Consider the following 20430-nt stretch of genomic DNA (forward strand, 5'->3'; position numbering starts at 1 on the left):
CAGTCCGTCTGTCACCACATGTACGTATGCGTACTGCGGTCGGCTCAGTTTAACGAGCGGCCGAAATCCGCCCCGGCTGTGTCGCATCGTGAGATGTCCCGCTCACGAAGTGATCACCGAGTGTTCGGTTGCGGGGTTTCCGGCCGCCCGATCAAGCGCATGCCCGGGCGTCACCGGGGGCAACCGGAAAAGTGGGGCAGGTCACTTGACGGGGCGCAGGCCCAGCGGGCCCGCGATCTCCTCCACCATGACCTGGCCGGCCTCCTCCGCGAGGGCGTCCTCGGTGCGCGCGAGGTCCTCGTCCGTGTCCAGCCCGTCGAGGTCGTCCAGCGGCTGGTTCAGCCGCACGTGCGCCACCAGGGACTGGAGCGCGCGCAGGGTCGCGGAGGCGGTGGAGCCCCAGTTCGAGAAGTACGAGAACTGCCACCACCACAGCGCCTCGCTGACGCGGCCCGCGCGGTAGTGGGCCAGGCCGTGGCGCAGATCGGCGACGACATCGGTCAGGTCGTCGGAGATCCGGGCCGCGACGCGGGGCTTGCGCGGCTCGTACGGGTCGAAGACCTCGGAGTAGACGTCGACCGGTTCGAGCATCGCGGCCAGCCGCTCGCGCATCTCGTCCACGTCCTGCTCCGGGCCGAGGTCCGGCTCGTAGCGCTCATCCGGGACGATGTCCTCGTGCGCGCCGAGCCGGCCGCCCGCGAGCATCAGCTGGGAGACCTCGAGCAGCAGGAACGGGATGGCCGAGTCCGGCTCGTCGCCCTTGGCGATCTCGGTGACCGCGACGATGAAGGACTCGATCTGGTCGGAGATCTGGACCGCGAAGTCGTCCGGATCCGGAGCGGTGGCGTGCAGCGTGGCGTCAGACATCTAGGAGTCGTCTCCCCTCGAAGGCCCGGCCGAGGGTGACCTCGTCCGCGTACTCCAGGTCGCCCCCGACGGGGAGGCCGCTGGCCAGGCGGGTGACCTTCAGGCCCATGGGCTTGATCATGCGGGCGAGGTACGTCGCCGTGGCCTCGCCCTCCAGGTTCGGGTCGGTGGCGAGGATGAGCTCGGTGACCGTCCCGTCGGCGAGGCGGGCGAGCAGCTCCCTTATCCGCAGGTCGTCCGGGCCCACGCCCTCGATCGGGCTGATGGCCCCGCCGAGCACGTGGTACTTGCCGCGGAACTCGCGGGTGCGCTCGATCGCGACGACGTCCTTGGGCTCCTCGACGACACAGACGACGGTGAGGTCGCGGCGCGGGTCACGGCAGATGTTGCACAGCTCCTCCTGCGCCACGTTGCCGCACGTCGCGCAGAACCGGACCTTCGCCTTGACCTCCATCAGGGCCTGGGCGAGGCGCCGTACGTCCGTCGGCTCCGCCTGCAGGATGTGGAAGGCGATCCGCTGCGCGCTCTTGGGACCGACGCCGGGCAGCCTGCCCAACTCGTCGATGAGGTCCTGGACCACGCCTTCGTACACGGCTCGAACGCCTTCCGTAAATGCTGCTCTGGTGCCTGGTACGTACGGTAGTCGGCACCGGTCCTAGAAGGGGAGGCCCGGGATGCCGCTGCCGCCGCCGAGGCCCTGGGTGAGGGGGCCGAGCTTCTGCTGCTGGAGCGTCTGCGCGTTCTCGTTGGCCGCCTGGACCGCCGCGACCACCAGGTCGGCGAGGGTCTCGGTGTCCTCCGGGTCGACCGCTTTCGGGTCGATGACGAGGCCGCGCAGCTCGCCCGAGCCGTTCACCGTCGCCTTGACGAGTCCTCCGCCCGCCTGGCCCTCGACCTCGGTCCGCGCCAGCTCCTCCTGGGCCGTCGCGAGGTCCTGCTGCATCTTCTGGGCCTGCTGGAGCAGCTGCTGCATGTTGGGCTGGCCACCACCGGGGATCACGATCAGCTCCTGTTCCGTCTCGTCACGTCACGTTCGGTACGTCGTCCTGCGGGCGCGTCCGCGGGGGCGCGCCCATGAAACGAGCCTACGTGGTCCGCAAGGCGCTCGCCCTGGCACCCGGCACTGCACTCTTTCGAGTGAGGGGCGCCGCTTTCCTATACCTGATCAAGGCCCACTTCTGAGCGGAAAACCCGTGAAATCGGGCCCTCGGCCACCCATTGGGCGGTAGGAAGATGCTGCACATTCAGCCCCACCCGTCACCAGTCGAGGGAGTGCCGGTGAGTCAGCCGGAGATGCAGCCCGAGGGACCGCCCCAGGAGGGGCGGGGTGAGGGCCGCAGCACCTCGGACGACCTCACGGGGCGCACGTTCCCGCTCGGCGACTGGGGCGAGCCGGCCGAGCGGCTCGACGAGCTGTACCGGTGGGTCGAGCAGGGTGCCCTGCGGACCGCGGGCTGGTACCTCGCCGACCGGGTGTGGAAGCGGCGCGGGGCGCGGGCGATGCGCGGCGGGGCCCTGCTCGGGGCGCTCGCCGCGGGGGTGCTGCCGCTGCTCCAGCTGACCGGCGCGGTGGCCGGGGCCGCGCTCTGGGGGTATCTGGCGCTGCTGCTCGCGGCGGCGTGCGTCGGATGCGACCGCTACTTCGGGCTGACGTCGGGCTGGACGAGGGACGTCGCCACGGCGCAGGCCGTGCAGCGGCGGTTGCAGGTGCTCCAGTTCGACTGGGCGTCGGAGTGCGTCCGTGAGGTGCTCGGCCCGGCCGAGGGCACGGCGAGCGAGGCCGCCGAGCGGTGCCTGTCGGTGCTGCGGCGCTTCTCGGAGGACGTGACCGAGCTGGTGCGCTCCGAGACCGCGGACTGGATGCTGGAGTTCCGCTCCGGGCCCGCGCCGCTGATGACGCAGTCCGCGATCCCGAGCCCGGCCCGGCCGGCGGACCCGCCCCAGGGCCGCTTCCCGCTCCCCCCGGGCGCCCGCCCGAACATGCCGAGGCAGCGGCCGCCCGAGCCGCGGTAGGGGCATAGTGTTCGAGCGGAACACCCGCCTCGAACATCTACCGCCAGCCGAACCCGGGGGACCCCGACCGTGCCCGCTTTCGACGGCCCCGCCGTCACCCGTAACACCCTGCGCCGGCAGATCGCGGACGCGCTGCGCGACGAGATCCTCGCGGGGCGCCTCTCCCCCGGCCAGGAGTTCACGGTCAAGGAGATCGCCGAGGGGTACGGGGTGTCGGCCACCCCGGTGCGCGAGGCGCTGGTCGACCTCACCGCGAAGGGTCTGCTCGACTCCGCCCAGCACCGCGGCTTCCGCGTCCACGAGTACTCCCTCGCGGACTACCGCGCCATGATCGAGGCCCGCAGTCTCGTCGCCGACGGGATCTTCCGCGGCCTGGCCGCGCTCGGCCCGGCCGAACCGCACTCGCCCGCCGCCCTCGCCGGGGTGCGCCGCCGCGGCGAGGAGGCGGCCCGCGCCGCCGGGGCCGGTGACCTGAACGTCCTGATCGGCTACGACCTGCGGTTCTGGCGGGAGCTCTCCGCCCTCTTCGGCAACGCGTACCTCTCCGACTTCTTCCACCGGCTGCGCGTCCAGTCCTGGATGTGCGCGGTCCCGCACCTGCGCCGGGCCGGCGACCTCAGGGGCAGCCTGTGGTCCGGCCACTGCGATCTGGTGGACGCGCTGGCCCGCCAGGACGCCCCGGCCGCGCACGCCATCGTCGCGGCGTACAACGCGGACTCGCTCGGCCTGATCGAGCGCCTCGCGGGTGGTCAGGGGGGCTGAAGGCGGGTACTCACAGGGCAGGAAGGACCGGCGGTACGGGCGGGACGGGCAAGAGGCAGTGGCGACAGGCCGCCGCACATTACCCTGGCCTACGCCCTACGCCGAGTACTCGCCGCGCAACCGGAGTCCTAAGGAGCCCCCTTGGCCTGTGACCTGTGGCTCGTCCCCCTCGTCGACGTGCTGTGCCACAGCCCCGACAACCCGTTCGCGGAAGAACTCGCGCTCTACGACAAGGCGTTGCACGCGGCGGGTCTGCCCGCGGTGCCGGTCTACGCGTACATGCCGGGCCTCTCCGGCGACGTGGCGCCGGTCGCGGGGTTCGACTACGACGCGCTGCACTTCTTGCGCCGGGCCTATCTGCTGCAGATGTGCGGGCTCGCCGTCACGCCGGTGGACGAACTGGGCGGCGACTACGAGCAGTTGCTGGAGATGTTCGAGCCGACGGCGCAGTCCTCGCACCTGGTGTGGCACTACGACCACGCGGGCGCGTACGTTCCCGTGGACTTTCCCGCGCCGCTGTCCAACGACGAACTCCTGGAGGGCGGCGGCCCGTTGGGCTCGTCCCACGCCCTGCTGCGCGAACTGGAGTACGTGGCACCGGCCATCGGGATCGACCCGGCGAACCCGCCGCTGCCGCCGACCCCGCCCCCGGCGCCGACCGCCCTGGAGGAGCCGGCCGCGCCCGTCCCCGCGGGCGAGGGCCCCTTCGCCCGGGAGCGCCATGTCTGGCTGGGTCTGCACCAGGCCGCGACCCGCAGCCTGGCCCAGGGTTCGATGATCGTCTTCAGCTGATCCGGTTCACGGTCCGCCGGCGCCGCGGCGCCGGCGGGCCCTGCGGCTCCTACGCCACGTGCTCGTCCGCCACGCCCAGCGCCGCGTCCAGCGCGGCCAGGCCCTCCTTGGCCTCGGCCTCCGTGATGTTCAGCGGCGGCACTACATGCGTGCGGTTCATGTTCACGAAGGGCCACAGCCCCTGCTTCTTCGCGGCGGCGGCGAACGCGGCCATCGGCGCGTTCGCCTTCCCCGTCGCGTTGTAGGGCACCAGCGGCTCCCGTGTCGCCCGGTCCCGGACGAGGTCGAGCGCCCAGAACATGCCGACGCCGCGCACCTCGCCCACCGACGGGTGCCGCTCGGCCAGCTCCCGCAGGCCCGGCTCGATGACCTCGGAGCCCAGCTTCGCGGCGTGCGCGACGATGCCCTCCTCCTCCATCACGTTGAGGGTGGCGACGGCGGCGGCGCAGGCCAGCGGGTGCCCGGAGTAGGTGAGGCCGCCCGGGTAGGGCCGCTCGGCGAACGTCTCGGCGACGGCGGCGGAGATCGCCACACCGCCGAGCGGCACGTACCCCGAGTTGACGCCCTTCGCGAAGGTCATCAGGTCCGGCACCACCCCGTACAGGTCGGCGGCGAACCAGGTGCCCGTACGGCCGAAGCCCGCCATGACCTCGTCGAGGACGAAGACGATGCCGTACCGGTCGCAGAGCTCGCGGACCCCGGCGAGGTAGCCCTCGGGCGGCAGCATGATGCCCGCCGTGCCGGGGACGGTCTCCAGGATGATCGCGGCGATCGTCGAGGGGCCCTCGAACTGGATCGTCGCCTCCAGGTGCTCCAGCGCCCGCGCGCACTCCTGCTCCTGCGTCTCCGCGTAGAACCGCGAGCGGTAGAGGAACGGCGCCCAGAAGCGGACGACGCCGGCCGTGCCGGTGTCGTTGGCCCAGCGGCGCGGGTCACCGGTGACGTTGACGGCCTGCTGGGTGCCGCCGTGGTACGAGCGGTACGCGGAGAGGACCTTCGGGCGGCTCGTGTGCAGGCGGGCCATCCGCAGGGCGTGCTCGACGGCGTCGGCGCCGCCGTTGGTGAAGAAGATCTTGTCGAGGTCGCCGGGGGTGCGCTCGGCGATGAGGCGTGCGGCCTCGGAGCGCGCCTCGACGGCGAAGGCGGGCGCGAACGTCGTCATCGTCGCGGCCTGCTCCTGGATCGCGGCGACGACCTTCGGATGCTGGTAGCCGATGTTCGTGAAGACGAGCCCGGAGGCGAAGTCGAGGTAGCGGTTGCCGTCGTAGTCCCAGAAGTACGAGCCTTCGGCGCCGGCGACGGCGAGCGGATCGATGAGCTCCTGTGCGGACCAGGAGTGGAACACGTGCGCACGGTCCGCGGCCTTGACGGCGGCGCCGACCTGGGGATTCGGCTGAGGGGTCATGGTGCCGAGGGTAGAGGCGCGCGGCACGGGCACACCATCGGCGTCCTGTCTGCGGGACGCGGACGAACACGACAGTCTGTCGCCCGCCGGGCCACGCCCGCCCCCTACCGCCCTACCGCGCCCCCCGCGGGAACGCCTGCCGTGCCGTCCGGGTCCAGCGGCCGCCGCCCAGCTCCGGGCGGAGCGCCGTGAGGCCGCCGCAGTACTTCGTGAACTCCGACGCCCGCACCCCGAACCGGTGCAGCAACCGGTCCGCCTCGCACCGCTCGCCCCGCGTCTTCGTCTCCACGAGCACCAGACCGCCGTCGGCCCGCACGGAACGCCCCTCCGGGCCCGTCTCCCGCACCACGAGCCCCGCGTCGCAGGTGATCCGCTGCCCGTCGGCGACGAACGTGGCCCGCTGGTACTCGGTCACCAGGGACGGCCGCAGCCCCGGCGGCGCCTCGACGCCGAGGACGCCGCCCAGCACCCCGTCGAGGAAGCCGCGCCCGGCCGCGTCGAGCGCCCGCTCCTCGCCGGTCAGGGGGTGCCGGTGCTTGACCGTCTCGCCCCGCGCGTTGCTCAGCTTGATCTCGAACTGCCGCTCCCCGCTGTCCTGGTAGAGCCGCTCGCGGATCTTGTAGCGGAGCCGGTGCCCCTGCCGGTGGGCGTGGTACGTGCGCAGGTCGGCGGTGTCGTAGTAGGTCGAGCGGTAGGTGAACCAGCGCCGGCCGCCCAGCGACAGCGCGCGGAACGGGCCGCCCGACCGGCGCGGGTCCGTGAGCAGCGCCGCGAAGTCCGCGAAGACCTCGACCGGTACGAGATAGCGGTGGTCGCGGCGGGCCAGCAGCTCGGCCCTGCTGTTGAGTTCGTCGAGCGAGAGCGGCCGGGCGGCGAGCGCGGCGCGGCCGATGGCACGTACGGCGGGGATCACACGGTCTCCTGACGGTAGGGGGCTGCGGACGTCGGCGTACGGGGAGAGGCGGGCGGGCGGGGCGTATGGAAGGGACGTACGGGGGACCTGCATCGTTCCCGGACTTCCGGTGACCGGAAACCAACTTCCGGCCGTTACTCTCCGCTTCCGTTACGGAACCGAAGAAGCCGCCGCGGGTCTCTTCGTCGTATGTCCGCACTATTCTCGGTTTGTTGGTCACGTACGGGGGAGGGTGGCGCGACATGGAGAGGCTCGAGTCGTTGGGTCCGGGGGACCCGCAGCGGATCGGCGCGTACCGGCTGCTCGGCCGGCTGGGCGCGGGTGGCATGGGACAGGTGTATCTGGCGCGATCGGAGCGCGGCCGCACCGTCGCGGTGAAGCTGGTCCGCCAGGAGCTGGCGGAGCAGGAGGAGTTCAGGACCCGGTTCCGGCAGGAGGTGCGGGCCGCGCGGCGGGTCGGCGGCGCCTGGACGGCGCCCGTGCTCGACGCGGACACCGAGGCGGAGATCCCCTGGGTGGCGACGGGGTACGTCGCGGGCCCGGCCCTCCAGCAGGTCGTCTCGCACGATCACGGCGCTCTGCCGGAGCGTTCGGTGCGCATCCTCGCGGCGGGCCTCGCGCACGCGCTGAAGGACATCCACGCGGCGGGGCTGATCCACCGCGACCTCAAGCCGTCGAACGTGCTGGTCACCATCGACGGCCCGCGCGTCATCGACTTCGGCATCGCGCGCGCCCTGGAGACCGTCACCGACGGCGGTCTCACCCGCACCGGCGCGCTGGTCGGCTCGCCCGGCTTCATGGCGCCCGAGCAGGTGCGCGGCGACCGGATCACCCCGGCGTGCGACGTGTTCTGCCTCGGCTCGGTCCTGGCGTACGCGGCGACGGGCGCGCTGCCCTTCGGCACGTCCAACAGCGGGGTGCACGCCCTGATGTTCCGCATTGCCCAGGAGGAGCCGAACCTCTCGGGGCTGCCGGAGGGGTTGCAGGATCTCGTCCGGGACTGCCTGCGCAAAGAGCCGGCCCGGCGCCCCTCGCTGGAGGAGATCCTGGAGCGCACCGGCGCCGAGGACACCCTGGGCGACGGCGGCCGCACCCGCGATCCGTGGCTGCCGGGCTCGCTCGTTGCCCAACTGGGCCGCCACGCTGTGCAGTTGCTCGACTCGGAGGACCCCGCCGGCGCGCAGTCGGCGGAGGGCCCCGCCCAGGGCCCGGTGCCACCGCCCGGCAGGCCGGGAGCGGCCCAGCTGAACCACCTGCCCACGATGGTGGTGGGCCAGCAGGCACCGGCCGCGGCGCCGGGCGCGGACCGGGCACCCGCAGCGCCCTCCGCACCGCCGGCGCTCAACCCGCCCGTGTACGGCTACCCGCACCAGCCACCGCCGCCCGGTTACGGCTATCCGCAGGGGAGTTGGAGCCACACCCCGCCGTACGGCCCGGGGACCGTGCCCCTCGTCGCCCACCAGGAGCCCGCGCACCGGGGCCGCTCCACGGCGGCGCTGATCGTGGTCGCCCTGATAGTGGCGATCGGCGCGGGCGGCTCGGTGTACGCCCTGATGCAGGAAGACGGCAAGTCGAGCGCGAAGGCCGGCGACACCACCCGGTCACCGTCACCGACGGCCCCCGCGCAGCCGGGCCCCGACACGCCGACGCCCACTCCCCCGCCGTCCACCGCGCCGGAACAGACCCCGCAGGCCGGGGCGGGCGAGGTCCCGACGGCGCTCCTCGGCACCTGGACGGGCGCGATAGACAACGACAACGGGCACCACCCGCGCCGCATCGTGATCCAGCAGGGCGAGCCGGGTGACACGGTCCTGTCCATGACGGCCGACGGCTACCAGAAGAACGGGGCGCCCTACCACTGCGTCTTCCAGGGCACCCTGGAGTCCGCCACGGACAACACGCTGAGCATCAGCGGCACCGATCCGGTCGTCGCCGAGCCGGCCACCGCCTGCACCCCGGGCGACCCGAGCACCGTCAGCCTCACGGCGGGCGGCAAGCTGGAGCGGGTCATGACGGTGGACGGCAAGTCCGCCACGTACGACAAGGCGGAGTGAGCGCCCGGCGGCGGGCGGGCCGGGCGCGCCTGTGCCCCGGCCCGCCGGAGCGGACCGGGGCACAGGTGCGGAGCCGTGTCCCTACAGGAACGAGTTGACCTCGATCGTCTCGTCGCGGCCGGGGCCCACGCCGATCGCCGAGATCGGGGCGCCGGACATCTCCTCCAGCGCCTTGACGTACGCCTGGGCGTTCTTCGGGAGGTCACCGAAGGTCTTGGCCTTGGTGATGTCCTCGGACCAGCCCGGCAGCATTTCGTAGACCGGCTTCGCGTGGTGGAAGTCGGACTGCGAGTACGGGAGCTCCTCGACGCGCTTGCCGTCGATCTCGTAGGCGACACAGACCGGGATCTGCTCCCAGCCGGTGAGGACGTCGAGCTTGGTGAGGAAGAAGTCGGTGAGACCGTTCACCCGGGTCGCGTAGCGGGCGATCACCGCGTCGAACCAGCCGCAGCGGCGGTCACGGCCGGTGGTCACACCGCGCTCGCCGCCGATGCGGCGCAGCGCCTCGCCGTCGTCGTCGAACAGCTCGGTGGGGAACGGGCCTGCGCCGACGCGGGTCGTGTACGCCTTCAGGATGCCGATGACGCGGCCGATCTTCGTCGGGCCGACGCCCGCGCCCGTGCAGGCGCCGCCCGCGGTCGGGTTGGACGACGTGACGAAGGGGTACGTGCCGTGGTCGATGTCGAGGAGCGTGCCCTGGCCGCCCTCGAAGAGCACGACCTTGTCGTCGTCGAGCGCCTTGTTGAGGATCAGGGTGGTGTCGGCGACGTAACCCTTGATCTGCTCCGCGTAGCCGAGGAGCTCCTCGACGACCTGCTGGGCCTCGATGGCCCGCCGGTTGTAGAGCTTGGTCAGGAGCTGGTTCTTGACCTCGAGGGCCGCTTCGACCTTCTGGGTGAGGATCGACTCGTCGTAGAGGTCCTGGACGCGGATGCCGACGCGGTTGATCTTGTCCGCGTACGTCGGGCCGATCCCGCGCCCGGTGGTACCGATCTTGCGCTTGCCGAGGAAGCGTTCCGTCACCTTGTCGACGGTCACGTTGTACGGCGTGATGATGTGCGCGTTACCGCTGAGCAGGAGCTTGGACGTGTCGACGCCGCGCTCGTTCAGACCGCTCAGCTCGGAGAGCAGGACCGACGGGTCGACGACGACACCGTTTCCGATGACCGGCGTGCACTCCGGCGAGAGGATCCCGGAAGGGAGGAGATGCAGCGCGTACTTCTGGTCGCCCACGACGACCGTGTGGCCGGCGTTGTTGCCACCTTGGTAGCGCACTACATAGTCCACGGATCCACCGAGCAGGTCGGTGGCCTTTCCCTTGCCTTCGTCACCCCACTGAGCACCGAGCAGCACAAGTGCGGGCACAGGCGTACACCCCTTCCGGGCGGGGCATGTCCAAGGTCAGGGGCCGCAGCCACTGAAGAATGCGTAAGCCTTGGGGTGCCCCGGAATAGACGAAGCCCCTGGCGCAATAGCGCAAGGGGCTCTTGCACAAAGATGCTACCCGAGGAAGCGAGGCAAGGCCGAGGTGGCGGCTTTGGACCATCCCATTGACCGGGCGGACGAGGGGCTGTCACGGCAGGTTCTGGTGCTCGTGGACCCCCTCGCCCGGCGCGCGGACGGGGAGTCCGTACGGATCGCCAAGGACGTGCTGTGTGCGGGCGCCAGCGTCCGCGTGTGCCTGCCCGAGAGCCCGGAGGAGTTCGCGAAAGCGCTGGCCAGACGGGGTGCGCGGCGCCCTGTCGTGATCGGTGACGACCGGGCGCTGCTGCGCGCGGTGTCGCTGTTGCACCGGGAGCGGGAGCTGTCCGGAGCGGTGCTCTCGCTGGTCCCCGTGGGCGGTGCGGTCTCCCTCGCGCGCTCGCTCGGAATTCCCGCGCAGACGGTCGCTGCGGCGCGGGCAGCGCTGGACGGGACGGAGCGCCGGCTCGATCTGCTCGTGGACGACAGCGACGGGGTGGTGCTCGGGGAGCTGCGCATCCCGTCCGTCATTGAGCCCTCGGGTCCGGCCGGCGCGGCGCGCCCCTGGCTGCGTACGTGCCGCTCGCTGGCGCGCACGCTCGCGGCGCGGCCCGCCCGCCCCGCTCCCTGGGCGCCCGGGCCCCCGGTGCGGCTGCGGGTCGAGGCGGACGGCGTGACGCTGGCCGACCTCGACCAGCCGGTGGCGGGCGTCTCGGTGGGCCCGGCCACGGGTACCGGCCTCGCCCGCGTCGAGGTGCGGCGGACGGCGGGCTCGGCGCCGCTGCGGGCGACCGCCCGTACGGTCACCGTGACGGGGGCGGACTTCCGCTACCGGGCGGACGCGGTGGCCCTCGGCGGGCCGGTGCGCAGGCGGACCTGGACGGTCCGGGTGGCGGCGTGGGGCCTGGCCCTTCCCTGAGGCGACGGCCGTGAACGCCGCCCCTCTGCCCGGTGGGCGGCGCGGACGCCGGGCGCTGCTCACAGCGCGACGGGCAGGCCCGCCAGGCCCCTGATCACGAAATGGGGCTTGCGGGACGGCTCCGCGGCGAGGCGCAGCGCCGGTGCCCGGGTGAGCAGCGCGCGCATGGACGCGGCCAGCTCGATCCGGGCCAGGGGTGCGCCGATGCAGTAGTGGATGCCCGCGCTGAAGGAGACGTGGGGGTTGTCGGCGCGGGTCAGGTCGAGGCGGTCCGGGTCGGGGAAGACCGCCGGGTCGTGGTTGGCCGAACCGAAGAGGAGGGCCACCTCGGAGCCGCGGGGGAGGGTGACGCCCGCGAGTTCGATGTCGTCGAGCACCCAGCGTTCGAAGAGCTGGAGCGGGGTGTCGTAGCGCATCAGCTCCTCGATGGCGCCGGGGACCAGGGTGTGGTCCGCGCGCAGGGCCGCCAGCTGGTCCGGGTGGCGGAACAGGGCCCACCAGCCGTTCACGGTGGCGTTGACGGTGGCCTCGTGCCCGGCGTTGAGGAGGAGCACGCAGGTCGAGATCATCTCCTGTTCGGTGAGGCGGTCGGTGCCCTCGGCGTGTTCGTCGTGCGCCGCGATCAGCCCGGAGATCAGGTCGGTGTCGGTGGGGTGGGCGCGCCGCTCGGCGATGAGCCCCCGCAGGTACTCGGTGAACTCGGTGGAGGCGCGGACCGCGGCGCGGGCCGTCTCCGCCGGCGGGTTCAGCTCGTACATCCCGCAGATCGCCGCCGACCAGGGGCGGAGCAGGGGGCGGTCGCTCTCCGGGATGCCGAGCATCTCCGCGATCACCGCGACCGGGAGGGGTTCGGCGACGGCCGTGAGCAGGTCGCCGCCGCCGTCCGCGACGAGGCCCGCCACCAGGTCGTCCGCCAGCTTCTCCACGTACGGCTTCAGCCGCTCGACCGTGCGCGGGGTGAACGCCTTGGAGACGAGGCGGCGGATGCGGGTGTGGTCCGGGGGTTCGAGGTCGAGCATGCCGTGGTCGTTGAGGGTGTGGAACGGTTCGTGCTCGGGCGGCGGCGCGGTGCGGCCGAACTCCTCGTGCGTGTACCGGTGCCGGTAGGTGCGGCCCAGTCGCCGGTCGCGCAGGAGCGCCGAGACGTCGGCGTGGTGCGGGACCAGGTACTGGCGCGTGGGCTCGAACCGGTGGACCCGCCCGGCCTCGCGCAGCGCCGCGTACGCGGGGTACGGGTCGGCGACGAACCGGGGACCACGGGTCGAAGGCGGAGAGGGCCGCGTTGGCATCCATGCGGGGACGATAGGGCGTGTTGCCTGAGTCCCTCTAGGGCGTGTCGCGTAAGTCCCTCTAGCCCTCCCCCACCGGCATGACCAGGTCCTCGCGGTTCGGTGCGGGCTCGCTTTCGGTGGTGTTCCGCAGTGCGAGCAGGACGAGCAGCGCCGCGAACAGGGCGGCGCCTCCGCACACCGCGAACCCGATCGAGTAGCCGTGCCCGAGCGCGTCGAGGGCGAACGAACGGGCCCCTCCGGGTGGTGAGTTCGCGGGTACGGAGTTGAGGGCGAGCGGGCCGCCCTCGTCGATCACCTCGTGTGCCGCCTCCTTCGCTTCGGCGGACAGGGACGAGCCGGGCAGCGCGCCCGTGACCCGGGACGCGGCCTGGCTGAGGGCGACGGCGCCGATGACGGCGGGGCCGAGTGTGAAACCGAAGTCGCGCAGCAGGTTCGTGGAGGCGCTGGCCATGCCGGCGAGGTGGACGGGGACCGTGTTGACGGCCGTCGCCGTGATGGAGGAGACGGTGAGGGCGAAGCCGGTGCCGACCAGGCCGAGGGGGAGGATCAGCGAGGTGAGGGCACGGTCGTCGACGTCGAGCGTGGCCGCGGTGAAGTCGCCCGCGGCGATCAGCGCGAGCCCCGCGGTGAGCAGTGTGCGCGCCGGGACGCGGGCGAGCAGCCGGGAGGTCAGCGGGGTCAGGAAGGGCGTGATGCCGTTCAGGAGCAGGAACGCGAAGGCCGTCCGCATGGGGCTCTGGTGCTGGATCGGGCCGAGTCTGATGCTCGCGGCGTACGCGGTCCCCAGGAAGCTGAACATGCCGACGACGGCGACGACGGAGGCGACGGCGAAGGCGCGGTTGCGGAACAGGTCGAGGCGCAGCAGTGGCGACCGCGCCCGGCGCTCGGCCACCACGAAGAGGGCGAGGAAGACGGCCGCGACGACGAACGCGGCCACGACCGGCGCCGAGCCCCATCCGTCGGTCGGGCCCTGGATGACGGCGTAGAGCAGCGCGAAGAGGCCGACGCCGATGGTGAGCTGCCCGCCGATGTCCAGCGAACGGCCCTGCGGCGCCGAGGAGTCGGTGGCGCACACCAGGCTGACCAGCGCGCTCAGCGCGGCGACGATCGCCACGACCACGAAGGACCAGCGCCATGAGCCGTAGGTGCCCGTGATGCCGCCGAGCAGCGGTGCGAGGAAGCCGCCCGCGGAGAGGCAGGACGCCCACAGCGCGATGGCGCGGGCGCGCCGGGCGTGCCCGGTGGTGCCCGCCGCGATCATGGCGAGGGAGGTCGGGAAGAGCGCGGCGGCGCCGAGTCCGGCGAGCGCCTGTCCGGCCCACAGCTGGTGGATGCCGCCGCTCGCGGCGGCGACCACTTCGCCCGCGCCGAGCAGCACGGCGCCGCCGACGAGGAGCCGTTTGCGTCCGAAGAGGTCGCCGAGTACGCCGAACGACAGCTCCAGGACGGTGACGGGGAGCAGGAACGCGTCGGAGATCCAGGTGAGCTGGGAGCCGACCGGGTGCAGGTGTTCCTGGAAGAGGCCGTTGAGCGTGGCCGGGATGGCGATGCCGATCTGGGCGAGGCAGACGGCGAGGCAGCCCGCGACGAGCGTGCCGAGCGCGAGCCGGGGAGCCGGGAGCGTCTTCTCCGCGGGCTCCGGCACGGCTGATGCGTCCATGGTGGAAGGTCCCTACGTCGTCGTCAGCGCTGGGCGGGTGCGGCGGTGCGGGTGGTGCGGGTGGTGCGGGTGGTGCGGCCCACCGTCAGCTCGTCGGGCCGGTAGGGGACGTACGCCGCCCCGTCCAGGCCGAGGGCGAGCGCCGCCCGCTGGAGCGCGGCGGGGTGGGCGGCGGCGCCCCAGTGGCCGGTGTCGACGCGCTGTTCGACGGCGTGCACGGCGGCGAGCGTCTCGGCGGTGGTGAACGCGCAGTGGCCCTGCCGTTCGACGTACGCCTGGCGCAGCAGCGCGCCGTCGCCGCGGGCGCGGACGCGGTCGGCGAAGCGGTTCTCCTGTTCGACGGGGACGAGGTTGTCGGCGGTGGTGTGGAGGTCGAGCAGGGGTACGGCGAGCCCCTGGCCGGCCGACGAGGTGCGGGCGGCCTCGCGGACGGCGTCCGGGTCGGCGGTGACGGTGGCGCCCGCGGTGAGGGCGGTGAGGTCGGCGCGCAGGTCGAGTCCGGCGGCGCGGTACAGGGCGCGGACGCGCGGCGCGGCCGGGGACCCGGCGAGCAGCGCGGCGTAGTCGACGCCGCGGTTCCAGGAGTTGTTGCCGCCGACCGACTGTTCCATGGCGTACCGCCCGCCCTCGATGAAGGCGAGCAGGCCCTGGGCGAGCCAGGCGTACTGCTGCTCCTGCTGTCCCTGCCAGTCGTCGGCGGCGGGCCTCTCCTTGCCCGGCGCCCAGGCGGGCACGTTGAGGTAGGCGGCGGCGAGGGCGATGCGGGCGCGTCCGGCGGGGGTGGCCTGGGCGGCGGTGACGGCGGCGGTGAGCCGGTCGGCGGTGGCGGTGGCCTGGCTCTGCGAGTCGAAGTCCACGAGCTTCGGTTCCGCGCCGGGGAGCAGGAGCCGGGCGATCGTGTACTCGGCGTCGAGCTGGTAGTTGTCGAGGTCGGTGCCGCCCGCGACGAGTCCGCACAGGCCGAGGGCGCCGTCGACGCGGCCGGCTCCGTCGCGGGCGATCTGCGCGTTGACGAGGCCGCCCATGGACTGGCCCACGGACAGGGTGCGGCGCGGCTCGCCGGTCCGGGCGGTGACGGCGTCGAGGGTGGCGAACTGGTCGCGTTCGGCGCTGGCCAGTGCCCATGGGGACCCGTTCGGGTCGTAGGAGGACCCGGCCAGGGCGTACCCCTCGGCGAGCAGGGCTTCGCGGGCCGCGTCGGAGGGGGCGTTGCGGGCGACGGTGGGCCCGAAGCCGTGGCTGAACAGGAGCAGGGTGCCGTTCCACCGGCCGGGCTCGGGGACGTCGGCGATCCAGGTGGCGCCGTCGGCGAGGACGCCGGTGAGGTGCTGGGCGCCTGCCGCGGCGGGCTCCGCGGTGTCGGCGCGGGCGGCGCCCGGCGCGAGAAGGCAGAGGGCGGCGGCTACGAGGGCGGTGGTGGTGCGGAGACGGGCGGGCATGGCGGGGGCTCCGATCTGCGGGCAGGAGCGCGGGGGGACGAAGGATGCTCAGTGCACTGAGAGCCGGTGCGGGGGTGGGCGGGGTGACCGGGAACGGCTCGGAATGTAGGGCAGTTTCCGAACGCCCGTCAATGAATTGCACAACATCAACTGTCGGCGGAGCCCCGGTCCCACCCGGGAGGGGTCACGCCTGCGCGCTCACCGGCACCGTTTCGAGCACGCGCCGCGCCGCGTCCTTGGCGGGCCCGTCGAGCCGCTCGTGCACCGCACGGAACAGCTCCTGCGCCGGGCCCGCGGGCCAGTCCGCCGGCAGGTGCTCCACCGGCAGCCGGGGGTCGCCGCGGATGACGCCGAGCCAGTCGGCCGCGAGCCGCAGCCGCAGCGCGAGCGCGTCCTGGTCGCAGGGCACGGCCCGGCCCGCGTACGGCCGCCACTGCTCGGTGAACCCCCGGTAGGAGTCGGCGAGCCGGCCCAGGTCCCAGGTGTCGTGGATCATCTCGGCGACGTCCATGCCGAGGTCCGCCGTGGCCCGGAACACCTTCACGTGCGCGGCGAGGCCCAGCTCGGCGACGATGCCGGAGACGTCCACCGCGCCGGGCGCGATCCACAGGCCGCTGAAGAGCGGGCCGAACCCGGCCCAGGTGAGCTGCGCGCGCAGATCGTGCCGCCTGCGCTGCCAGGAGTCGGGCAGCGAGAACCCGAGCAGTGACCAGGTGCCGTCCCAGGCGTCGTTGACGGCGCCGGTCTGCCAGATGCGGCGCTCGCCGTCGCGCAGGATCTCCTCGGAGCGGCCGGTGAGCCCGAAGTACGTGCGTCTGCCCTCGCGTTGACGGCGCAGCAGTCCGCGGCCCGTCATCCGGGTCAGCGTCGACCGGGTCGCGTGCTCACCGACGCCCGCCCGCGCGAGCACCTCGATGACGCTGCCCGAGTACACGCACACCCCGCGCCCGAGCACCTGGTCGCCGAGGAAGCTCAGCATCAGGGACTGGGGGCGGGGCGTGGTGTCGGTACTCACCCGGGTACGGTAACCGCCGCTCAGCCGGGGGTGACGAGCCGCGCTTCGTAGGCGAACACCGCGGCCTGGGTGCGGTCCCTGAGGCCGAGCTTGACCAGGATCCGGCTGACGTGGGTCTTGATCGTCGACTCGGCGACGACGAGCCGCCCGGCGATCTCCGCGTTCGACAGCCCCTGCGCGATGAGGACGAGCACCTCCGTCTCTCGGTCGGTCAGCTCGCCGTACGCGTCCGGGTGCTGCGCCGCCGGCAGCTTCGGCGTCTCGGACAGCTTCGAGAACTCGGTGATCAGCCGCCGCGTGACCGACGGCGCGAGCAGCGCCTCGCCGCTCGCCACCACCCGTACGCCGTCGGCGAGTTGACGGGCGGACGCGTCCTTGAGGAGGAAGCCGGAGGCGCCCGCGCGGAGCGCCTGGTACACGTACTCGTCGAGGTCGAACGTGGTCAGGACGAGGACCTTCGCGCCCTCGTCGGCGGCGACGATCTCGCGGGTCGCCTCGATGCCGTTCAGCTCCGGCATGCGGATGTCCATGAGGACGACGTCGGGGTGGAGCTCGCGGACCTTGGCGACCGCCTCGACCCCGTTGACCGCCTCACCGACGACCTCGATGTCGGGCATCGCGCCGAGCAGGACCGAGAACCCCTCGCGCACCATCATCTGGTCGTCGGCGATCAGCACCTTGATCATGCGCCGGCCTCGTCGTGCTCGTCGCCGCGCTCGCGCTGCTCCGGTGCCGGGGCGGCGACCGGCACGAAGACCATGATCTCGTAGCCGCCGTCCGCGGTCCGGCCGGCCGTCATCTCGCCGCTGAGCATCGACACGCGCTCCCGCATGCCGGTGATGCCGTGCCCGGCGCCCGGCGAGGGGTCGGCGGGGGTGCTCGGCCTGCCGTTGACGATGCGCAGGCCGAGGCCGCCGAGGACGTACGACACCTCGACCGCGGCGTCCGCGCCCGGCGCGTGCCGCAGGGTGTTGCTGAGCGCCTCCTGCACGATCCGGTAGGCCGACAGTTCGACGCCCTGGGGCAGCTCGCGGACCGCGCCCGTCACGGTCCTGGTGACGCTCAGGCCCGCCTCCCGCACGTTCTCCAGGAGCTTGTCCAGGTCGGCGAGGGTGGGCTGCGGGGCGTCGGGCGCCTCGTAGCCCTCGACCCGTACGACGCCCAGGACGCGGCGGAGTTCGGTGAGGGCCGCCACCGCGTTCTCCCGGATCGTGACGAACGCCTTCTCCAGCTCGGGCGGCGGGTTCTCGACCCGGTACGGCGCCGCCTCCGCCTGGATCGCCACCACCGACATGTGGTGCGCGACGACGTCGTGCAGCTCGCGGGCGATGTTCGTGCGCTCCTCCAGGAGCGTGCGCCGGTCCCGCTCGACGGCGGTGACCGTGCGCTCCTGGACGACCTGGCGCTTGGTGGTGCGGTTGGCCTGGGCCAGGGTGACGATCGCGACCGCGACGCCGGAGAAGACCATCATCGGGACGGAGACGCCCGAGTCCAGACCGCCCATGAACTCCCCGGCGAAGACCGAGTAGAGCGCGCTGAGGACCCATATCCAGGCCGCCGTCCGCGGCCGGGTGCGCGCCGCGACCACCGTCATCACGACCGTGTGGCCCACGATGCTGCCGGCCGACCACGGGTAGAGATCGCCGTGGGTCAGCACGACGAGCACGGGCGCCGCCGCGAGCGACAGCCACCAGGCGAGGACCGGCCGCAGCAGGGTGAGCGCCACCGGCACCGCCGCCATGAGCCCGGTCAGCAGGGCGAGGAACGCGTCGTCGAAGACGGTGTAGGCCGCCATGCCCACGAGCAGCGTGAACAGGGCGAGGCCCAGCACGACCGCGTGCGGCAGGTACCCCAGGTGCTTGCGGAGGCCGGCCGGGAACAGGCGGGTCCACGGGCCGTCCGCGGCGGCCCTGGGCAGCGGCCGGTAGGCGCGCACGTCCCGGAACAGGTCCTCGCGCAGCCCTTGCAGCGCCGACTGCGCGAGGCTGAACTCGGGGCTGCGGTCTCTGGGCGCCCCGGAGATGGTGGTCGTCTCGGTCATGCGTCGACGGTACGGCCCGGGGCGGGCCCCGGTCGTCCCCAGTCAGACGGGTCCTGGCCGTCCGCCGTGAGTACTACGCGGCCGCGGCGGGCCGGGGCGGCCGCCGCTCACCAGGCCAGTTGTGCGATCTCCTCGGCGACCACCGCGCACGCGTCCGCCGCCGGATCGATCAGCGGGAAGTGCCCGACCCCCTCCAGGAACGTGACGCCGACCACCTCGCCCGCCCTGGCCGCCGCGTCCGCGTACGCCTCGGCCACCGCGTAGGGCACCGTCGTGTCCGCACGGCCCTGGACGAGGGTCGTCGCGATGCCGGTGGGCAGCAGCTCGGCCGGATCGGCGTACGGCAGCCGCGCCTCGAACAACTCGTCCTCGCCGCCGAGGAGTTGGGCGCTCGCGCCGTCGCAGACGCCGAGTTCCTGCGCGAGTGCGAGGTCCGCGACGGGGGCGAGCGCCACGACGCCGCGCAGCGCGGGCGGGGCCGGGGTGCGCCAGGGCGCGTCGGCGGGCAGTACGTGCCGGGCCGCGGCCCACAGCGCGAGGTGGCCGCCCGCCGAGTGGCCGGTGATCACGGTGCGCCGCGCGTCCGCGGTGGGCAGGTGCTCCGCGACGAGCGCGGGCAGCGCGTCGAGGGCGGCCGCCACGTCGTCGAAGGTCTCCGGCCAGCGCCCGGCCACCGGCCCCTTCGCGCCCTGGTGGGGCAGCGAACGGCCGCGCCGGTACTCGACGCTGGCGACGGCGAGACCGCGCCGGGCCAGGAAGTCGGCGAACGGGCTCAGGTGCGCTCTGTCGTACGGGGCCCGCCACGCGCCGCCGTGCAGGGCCACGACCAGCGGGGCCGCGGTCGCGCCGTCGCGGGGCGCGTGGAAGTCGATGACCTGATCCGGGTGATCGCCGTACGCGACGGTGACGTCCGGCGCGACGACGGGGTGCGAGAAGACCGATGCCTCCTCCGCCTCGTCGCGTGCGGCGGCTTCGTCCGGCATGCTCCAACCTCTCGACGTCGCAATGGAATTGCGCGACCCCATGCGGAAAAACAGCGAACCTGCGGGGTTCAACGGGTAAACGGACGCTACCAGCCCCGTGACGTGCGTCGACACACACAGTGACCGAGTAAACGGTCCCGCCGTTCCGTTACCCTGGCGGTCATGAGCAGCGAACCCGAACCCGGCACGCTCCGCCCCGGCGGCCGCACCGCCCGCGTCCGCGCCGCGGTGCTCGACGCCGCGGGTGACGTACTGGCCGAGCAGGGCTTCGACCGGCTCGACCTGGCCGACATCGCGCGCCGCGCCGACGTCGGCAAGACCACCGTCTACCGGCGCTGGTCCACCCCCACCGGTCTGGTCGCCGACCTGCTCGCACAGATGGCTCAGGAGTCACTCCCGCGCTCGGCGACCGGCACGCTCCACGGCGACCTGACGGCCAACGCCCAGCTCGTACGGCGGACGCTCGCCGATGCCCGGCAGGGGCCGCTCTTCCGGGCGGTGATCGCGGCGGCGACCTGTGACGCGCGGACGGCCGACGCGCTGCGCCGGTTCTACGAGGTGCGGGTCGCCGAATGGGCGCCCGCCGTCGAAGAGGCCGTGGCCCGGGGCGAGTTGCCCGCGGGCACCGACGCCGCCGAGGTCGTCCGGGCGGTGTCGGCCCCGCTCTACTACCGCCTGCTGACGACCGGGGCCGCGCCCACCGGGGCGGACGCGGACCGGGCCGGGGGGGGGGGGGGGGGGGGGGGGGGGGGGGGGTCGGGGGGGGGGGGGGGGGGGGGGGGGGGGGGGGGGGGGGGGGGGGGGGGGGGGGGTA

17 protein-coding genes and 2 pseudogenes are annotated in these 20430 nt (G+C 73.3%); 6 read left to right on the forward strand and 13 right to left on the reverse strand.

The annotated features are described in order from the left end of the window. Positions 1-201: 201 nt before the first annotated feature. From ACZ45E_RS09190 to ACZ45E_RS09200, 3 genes are all read right to left on the reverse strand, one after another. Complete coding sequence (locus tag ACZ45E_RS09190; RefSeq protein WP_468218442.1) at positions 202-867, reverse strand: DUF5063 domain-containing protein; 666 nt, start codon at positions 865-867, stop codon at positions 202-204. Further along, complete coding sequence (gene recR / locus ACZ45E_RS09195) at positions 860-1459, reverse strand: recombination mediator RecR (RefSeq protein WP_468218444.1); 600 nt, start codon at positions 1457-1459, stop codon at positions 860-862. The genes ACZ45E_RS09190 and recR overlap by 8 nt, the downstream gene beginning before the upstream one ends. Before the next feature lie 63 nt (positions 1460-1522). Next, positions 1523-1867 (reverse strand): YbaB/EbfC family nucleoid-associated protein, encoded by a 345-nt coding sequence (locus ACZ45E_RS09200; RefSeq protein WP_404220167.1) that lies wholly within the window; start codon positions 1865-1867, stop codon positions 1523-1525. 278 nt (positions 1868-2145) lie between these two features. On the opposite strand from ACZ45E_RS09200, the gene ACZ45E_RS09205 reads away from it, so the two are divergent. From ACZ45E_RS09205 to ACZ45E_RS09215, 3 genes are all read left to right on the forward strand, one after another. Next, the gene (locus tag ACZ45E_RS09205) at positions 2146-2880 is read left to right on the forward strand and encodes an SLATT domain-containing protein (protein ID WP_468218447.1); all 735 of its coding nucleotides are present in this window, start codon (positions 2146-2148) and stop codon (positions 2878-2880) included. Between the two features lie 69 nt (positions 2881-2949). Further along, positions 2950-3642, forward strand: a complete 693-nt coding sequence (locus ACZ45E_RS09210) for a GntR family transcriptional regulator (RefSeq protein ID WP_468218450.1) — start codon at positions 2950-2952, stop codon at positions 3640-3642. 141 nt (positions 3643-3783) lie between these two features. Continuing rightward, entirely contained in the window at positions 3784-4434 is a 651-nt protein-coding gene (locus ACZ45E_RS09215; protein ID WP_468218452.1) for a hypothetical protein, read from the forward strand. A 49-nt stretch (positions 4435-4483) separates the two neighbouring features. Here ACZ45E_RS09215 and ACZ45E_RS09220 read toward each other — a convergent pair whose 3' ends face one another. Further along, a complete protein-coding gene (locus ACZ45E_RS09220) occupies positions 4484-5839 on the reverse strand; it encodes an aminotransferase class III-fold pyridoxal phosphate-dependent enzyme (RefSeq protein WP_468218455.1) in 1356 nt (451 codons plus the stop codon). Between the two features lie 112 nt (positions 5840-5951). Further along, on the reverse strand, positions 5952-6752 hold the full coding sequence (locus ACZ45E_RS09225) for a polyphosphate polymerase domain-containing protein (protein ID WP_468218457.1): 801 nt from the start codon (positions 6750-6752) through the stop codon (positions 5952-5954). Positions 6753-6994: 242 nt separating this feature from the next. Between ACZ45E_RS09225 and ACZ45E_RS09230 the strand changes: the two genes are divergently transcribed. Next, positions 6995-8806, forward strand: a complete 1812-nt coding sequence (locus ACZ45E_RS09230) for a serine/threonine-protein kinase (protein WP_468218460.1) — start codon at positions 6995-6997, stop codon at positions 8804-8806. A gap of 81 nt (positions 8807-8887) precedes the next feature. On the opposite strand, the gene ACZ45E_RS09235 is transcribed toward ACZ45E_RS09230, so the two are convergent. Then, positions 8888-10171 carry an adenylosuccinate synthase gene (locus ACZ45E_RS09235; RefSeq protein ID WP_468218462.1) on the reverse strand — a complete coding sequence of 428 codons (1284 nt, stop codon included), beginning with the start codon at positions 10169-10171 and terminating at the stop codon, positions 8888-8890. A 172-nt stretch (positions 10172-10343) separates the two neighbouring features. Between ACZ45E_RS09235 and ACZ45E_RS09240 the strand changes: the two genes are divergently transcribed. Beyond that, positions 10344-11186 carry a diacylglycerol kinase family protein gene (locus ACZ45E_RS09240; protein WP_468218465.1) on the forward strand — a complete coding sequence of 281 codons (843 nt, stop codon included), beginning with the start codon at positions 10344-10346 and terminating at the stop codon, positions 11184-11186. Between the two features lie 59 nt (positions 11187-11245). Here ACZ45E_RS09240 and ACZ45E_RS09245 read toward each other — a convergent pair. From ACZ45E_RS09245 to ACZ45E_RS09275, 7 genes and pseudogenes are all read right to left on the reverse strand, one after another. Beyond that, a pseudogene (locus tag ACZ45E_RS09245) lies at positions 11246-12479 on the reverse strand (cytochrome P450). Positions 12480-12536: 57 nt separating this feature from the next. Beyond that, positions 12537-14138 carry an MFS transporter gene (locus ACZ45E_RS09250; protein WP_468218467.1) on the reverse strand — a complete coding sequence of 534 codons (1602 nt, stop codon included), beginning with the start codon at positions 14136-14138 and terminating at the stop codon, positions 12537-12539. A gap of 23 nt (positions 14139-14161) precedes the next feature. After that, positions 14162-15577 (reverse strand): lipase family protein, encoded by a 1416-nt coding sequence (locus ACZ45E_RS09255; RefSeq protein WP_468218469.1) that lies wholly within the window; start codon positions 15575-15577, stop codon positions 14162-14164. A 184-nt stretch (positions 15578-15761) separates the two neighbouring features. Further along, positions 15762-16592, reverse strand: a complete 831-nt coding sequence (locus ACZ45E_RS09260) for a PaaX family transcriptional regulator (RefSeq protein WP_468218472.1) — start codon at positions 16590-16592, stop codon at positions 15762-15764. Between the two features lie 20 nt (positions 16593-16612). Next, the gene (locus ACZ45E_RS09265; protein WP_468218474.1) at positions 16613-17278 is read right to left on the reverse strand and encodes a response regulator; all 666 of its coding nucleotides are present in this window, start codon (positions 17276-17278) and stop codon (positions 16613-16615) included. Then, the gene (locus tag ACZ45E_RS09270; protein ID WP_468218477.1) at positions 17275-18633 is read right to left on the reverse strand and encodes a sensor histidine kinase; all 1359 of its coding nucleotides are present in this window, start codon (positions 18631-18633) and stop codon (positions 17275-17277) included. The genes ACZ45E_RS09265 and ACZ45E_RS09270 overlap by 4 nt, the downstream gene beginning before the upstream one ends. Positions 18634-18740: 107 nt before the next feature. After that, a complete protein-coding gene (locus ACZ45E_RS09275; protein ID WP_468218479.1) occupies positions 18741-19616 on the reverse strand; it encodes an alpha/beta hydrolase family protein in 876 nt (291 codons plus the stop codon). A gap of 162 nt (positions 19617-19778) precedes the next feature. Between ACZ45E_RS09275 and ACZ45E_RS09280 the strand changes: the two are divergent. After that, positions 19779-20339 (forward strand): annotated as a pseudogene (locus ACZ45E_RS09280) (TetR/AcrR family transcriptional regulator); the annotation flags it as partial. Positions 20340-20430: the final 91 nt, after the last annotated feature.

This window comes from Streptomyces sp. NPDC030991, from assembly GCF_055571235.1.

Excerpts from the sequence above, each read along its gene's own strand:
- ACZ45E_RS09190 (WP_468218442.1), bottom strand. The coding sequence starts at position 867 with ATGTCTGACGCCACGCTGCACGCCACCGCTCCGGATCCGGACGACTTC.
- ACZ45E_RS09220 (WP_468218455.1), bottom strand. The coding sequence starts at position 5,839 with ATGACCCCTCAGCCGAATCCCCAGGTCGGCGCCGCCGTCAAGGCCGCG.
- ACZ45E_RS09230 (WP_468218460.1), top strand. The coding sequence starts at position 6,995 with ATGGAGAGGCTCGAGTCGTTGGGTCCGGGGGACCCGCAGCGGATCGGC.
- ACZ45E_RS09250 (WP_468218467.1), bottom strand. The coding sequence starts at position 14,138 with ATGGACGCATCAGCCGTGCCGGAGCCCGCGGAGAAGACGCTCCCGGCT.
- ACZ45E_RS09255 (WP_468218469.1), bottom strand. The coding sequence starts at position 15,577 with ATGCCCGCCCGTCTCCGCACCACCACCGCCCTCGTAGCCGCCGCCCTC.
- ACZ45E_RS09265 (WP_468218474.1), bottom strand. The coding sequence starts at position 17,278 with ATGATCAAGGTGCTGATCGCCGACGACCAGATGATGGTGCGCGAGGGG.
- ACZ45E_RS09270 (WP_468218477.1), bottom strand. The coding sequence starts at position 18,633 with ATGACCGAGACGACCACCATCTCCGGGGCGCCCAGAGACCGCAGCCCC.
- ACZ45E_RS09275 (WP_468218479.1), bottom strand. The coding sequence starts at position 19,616 with ATGCCGGACGAAGCCGCCGCACGCGACGAGGCGGAGGAGGCATCGGTC.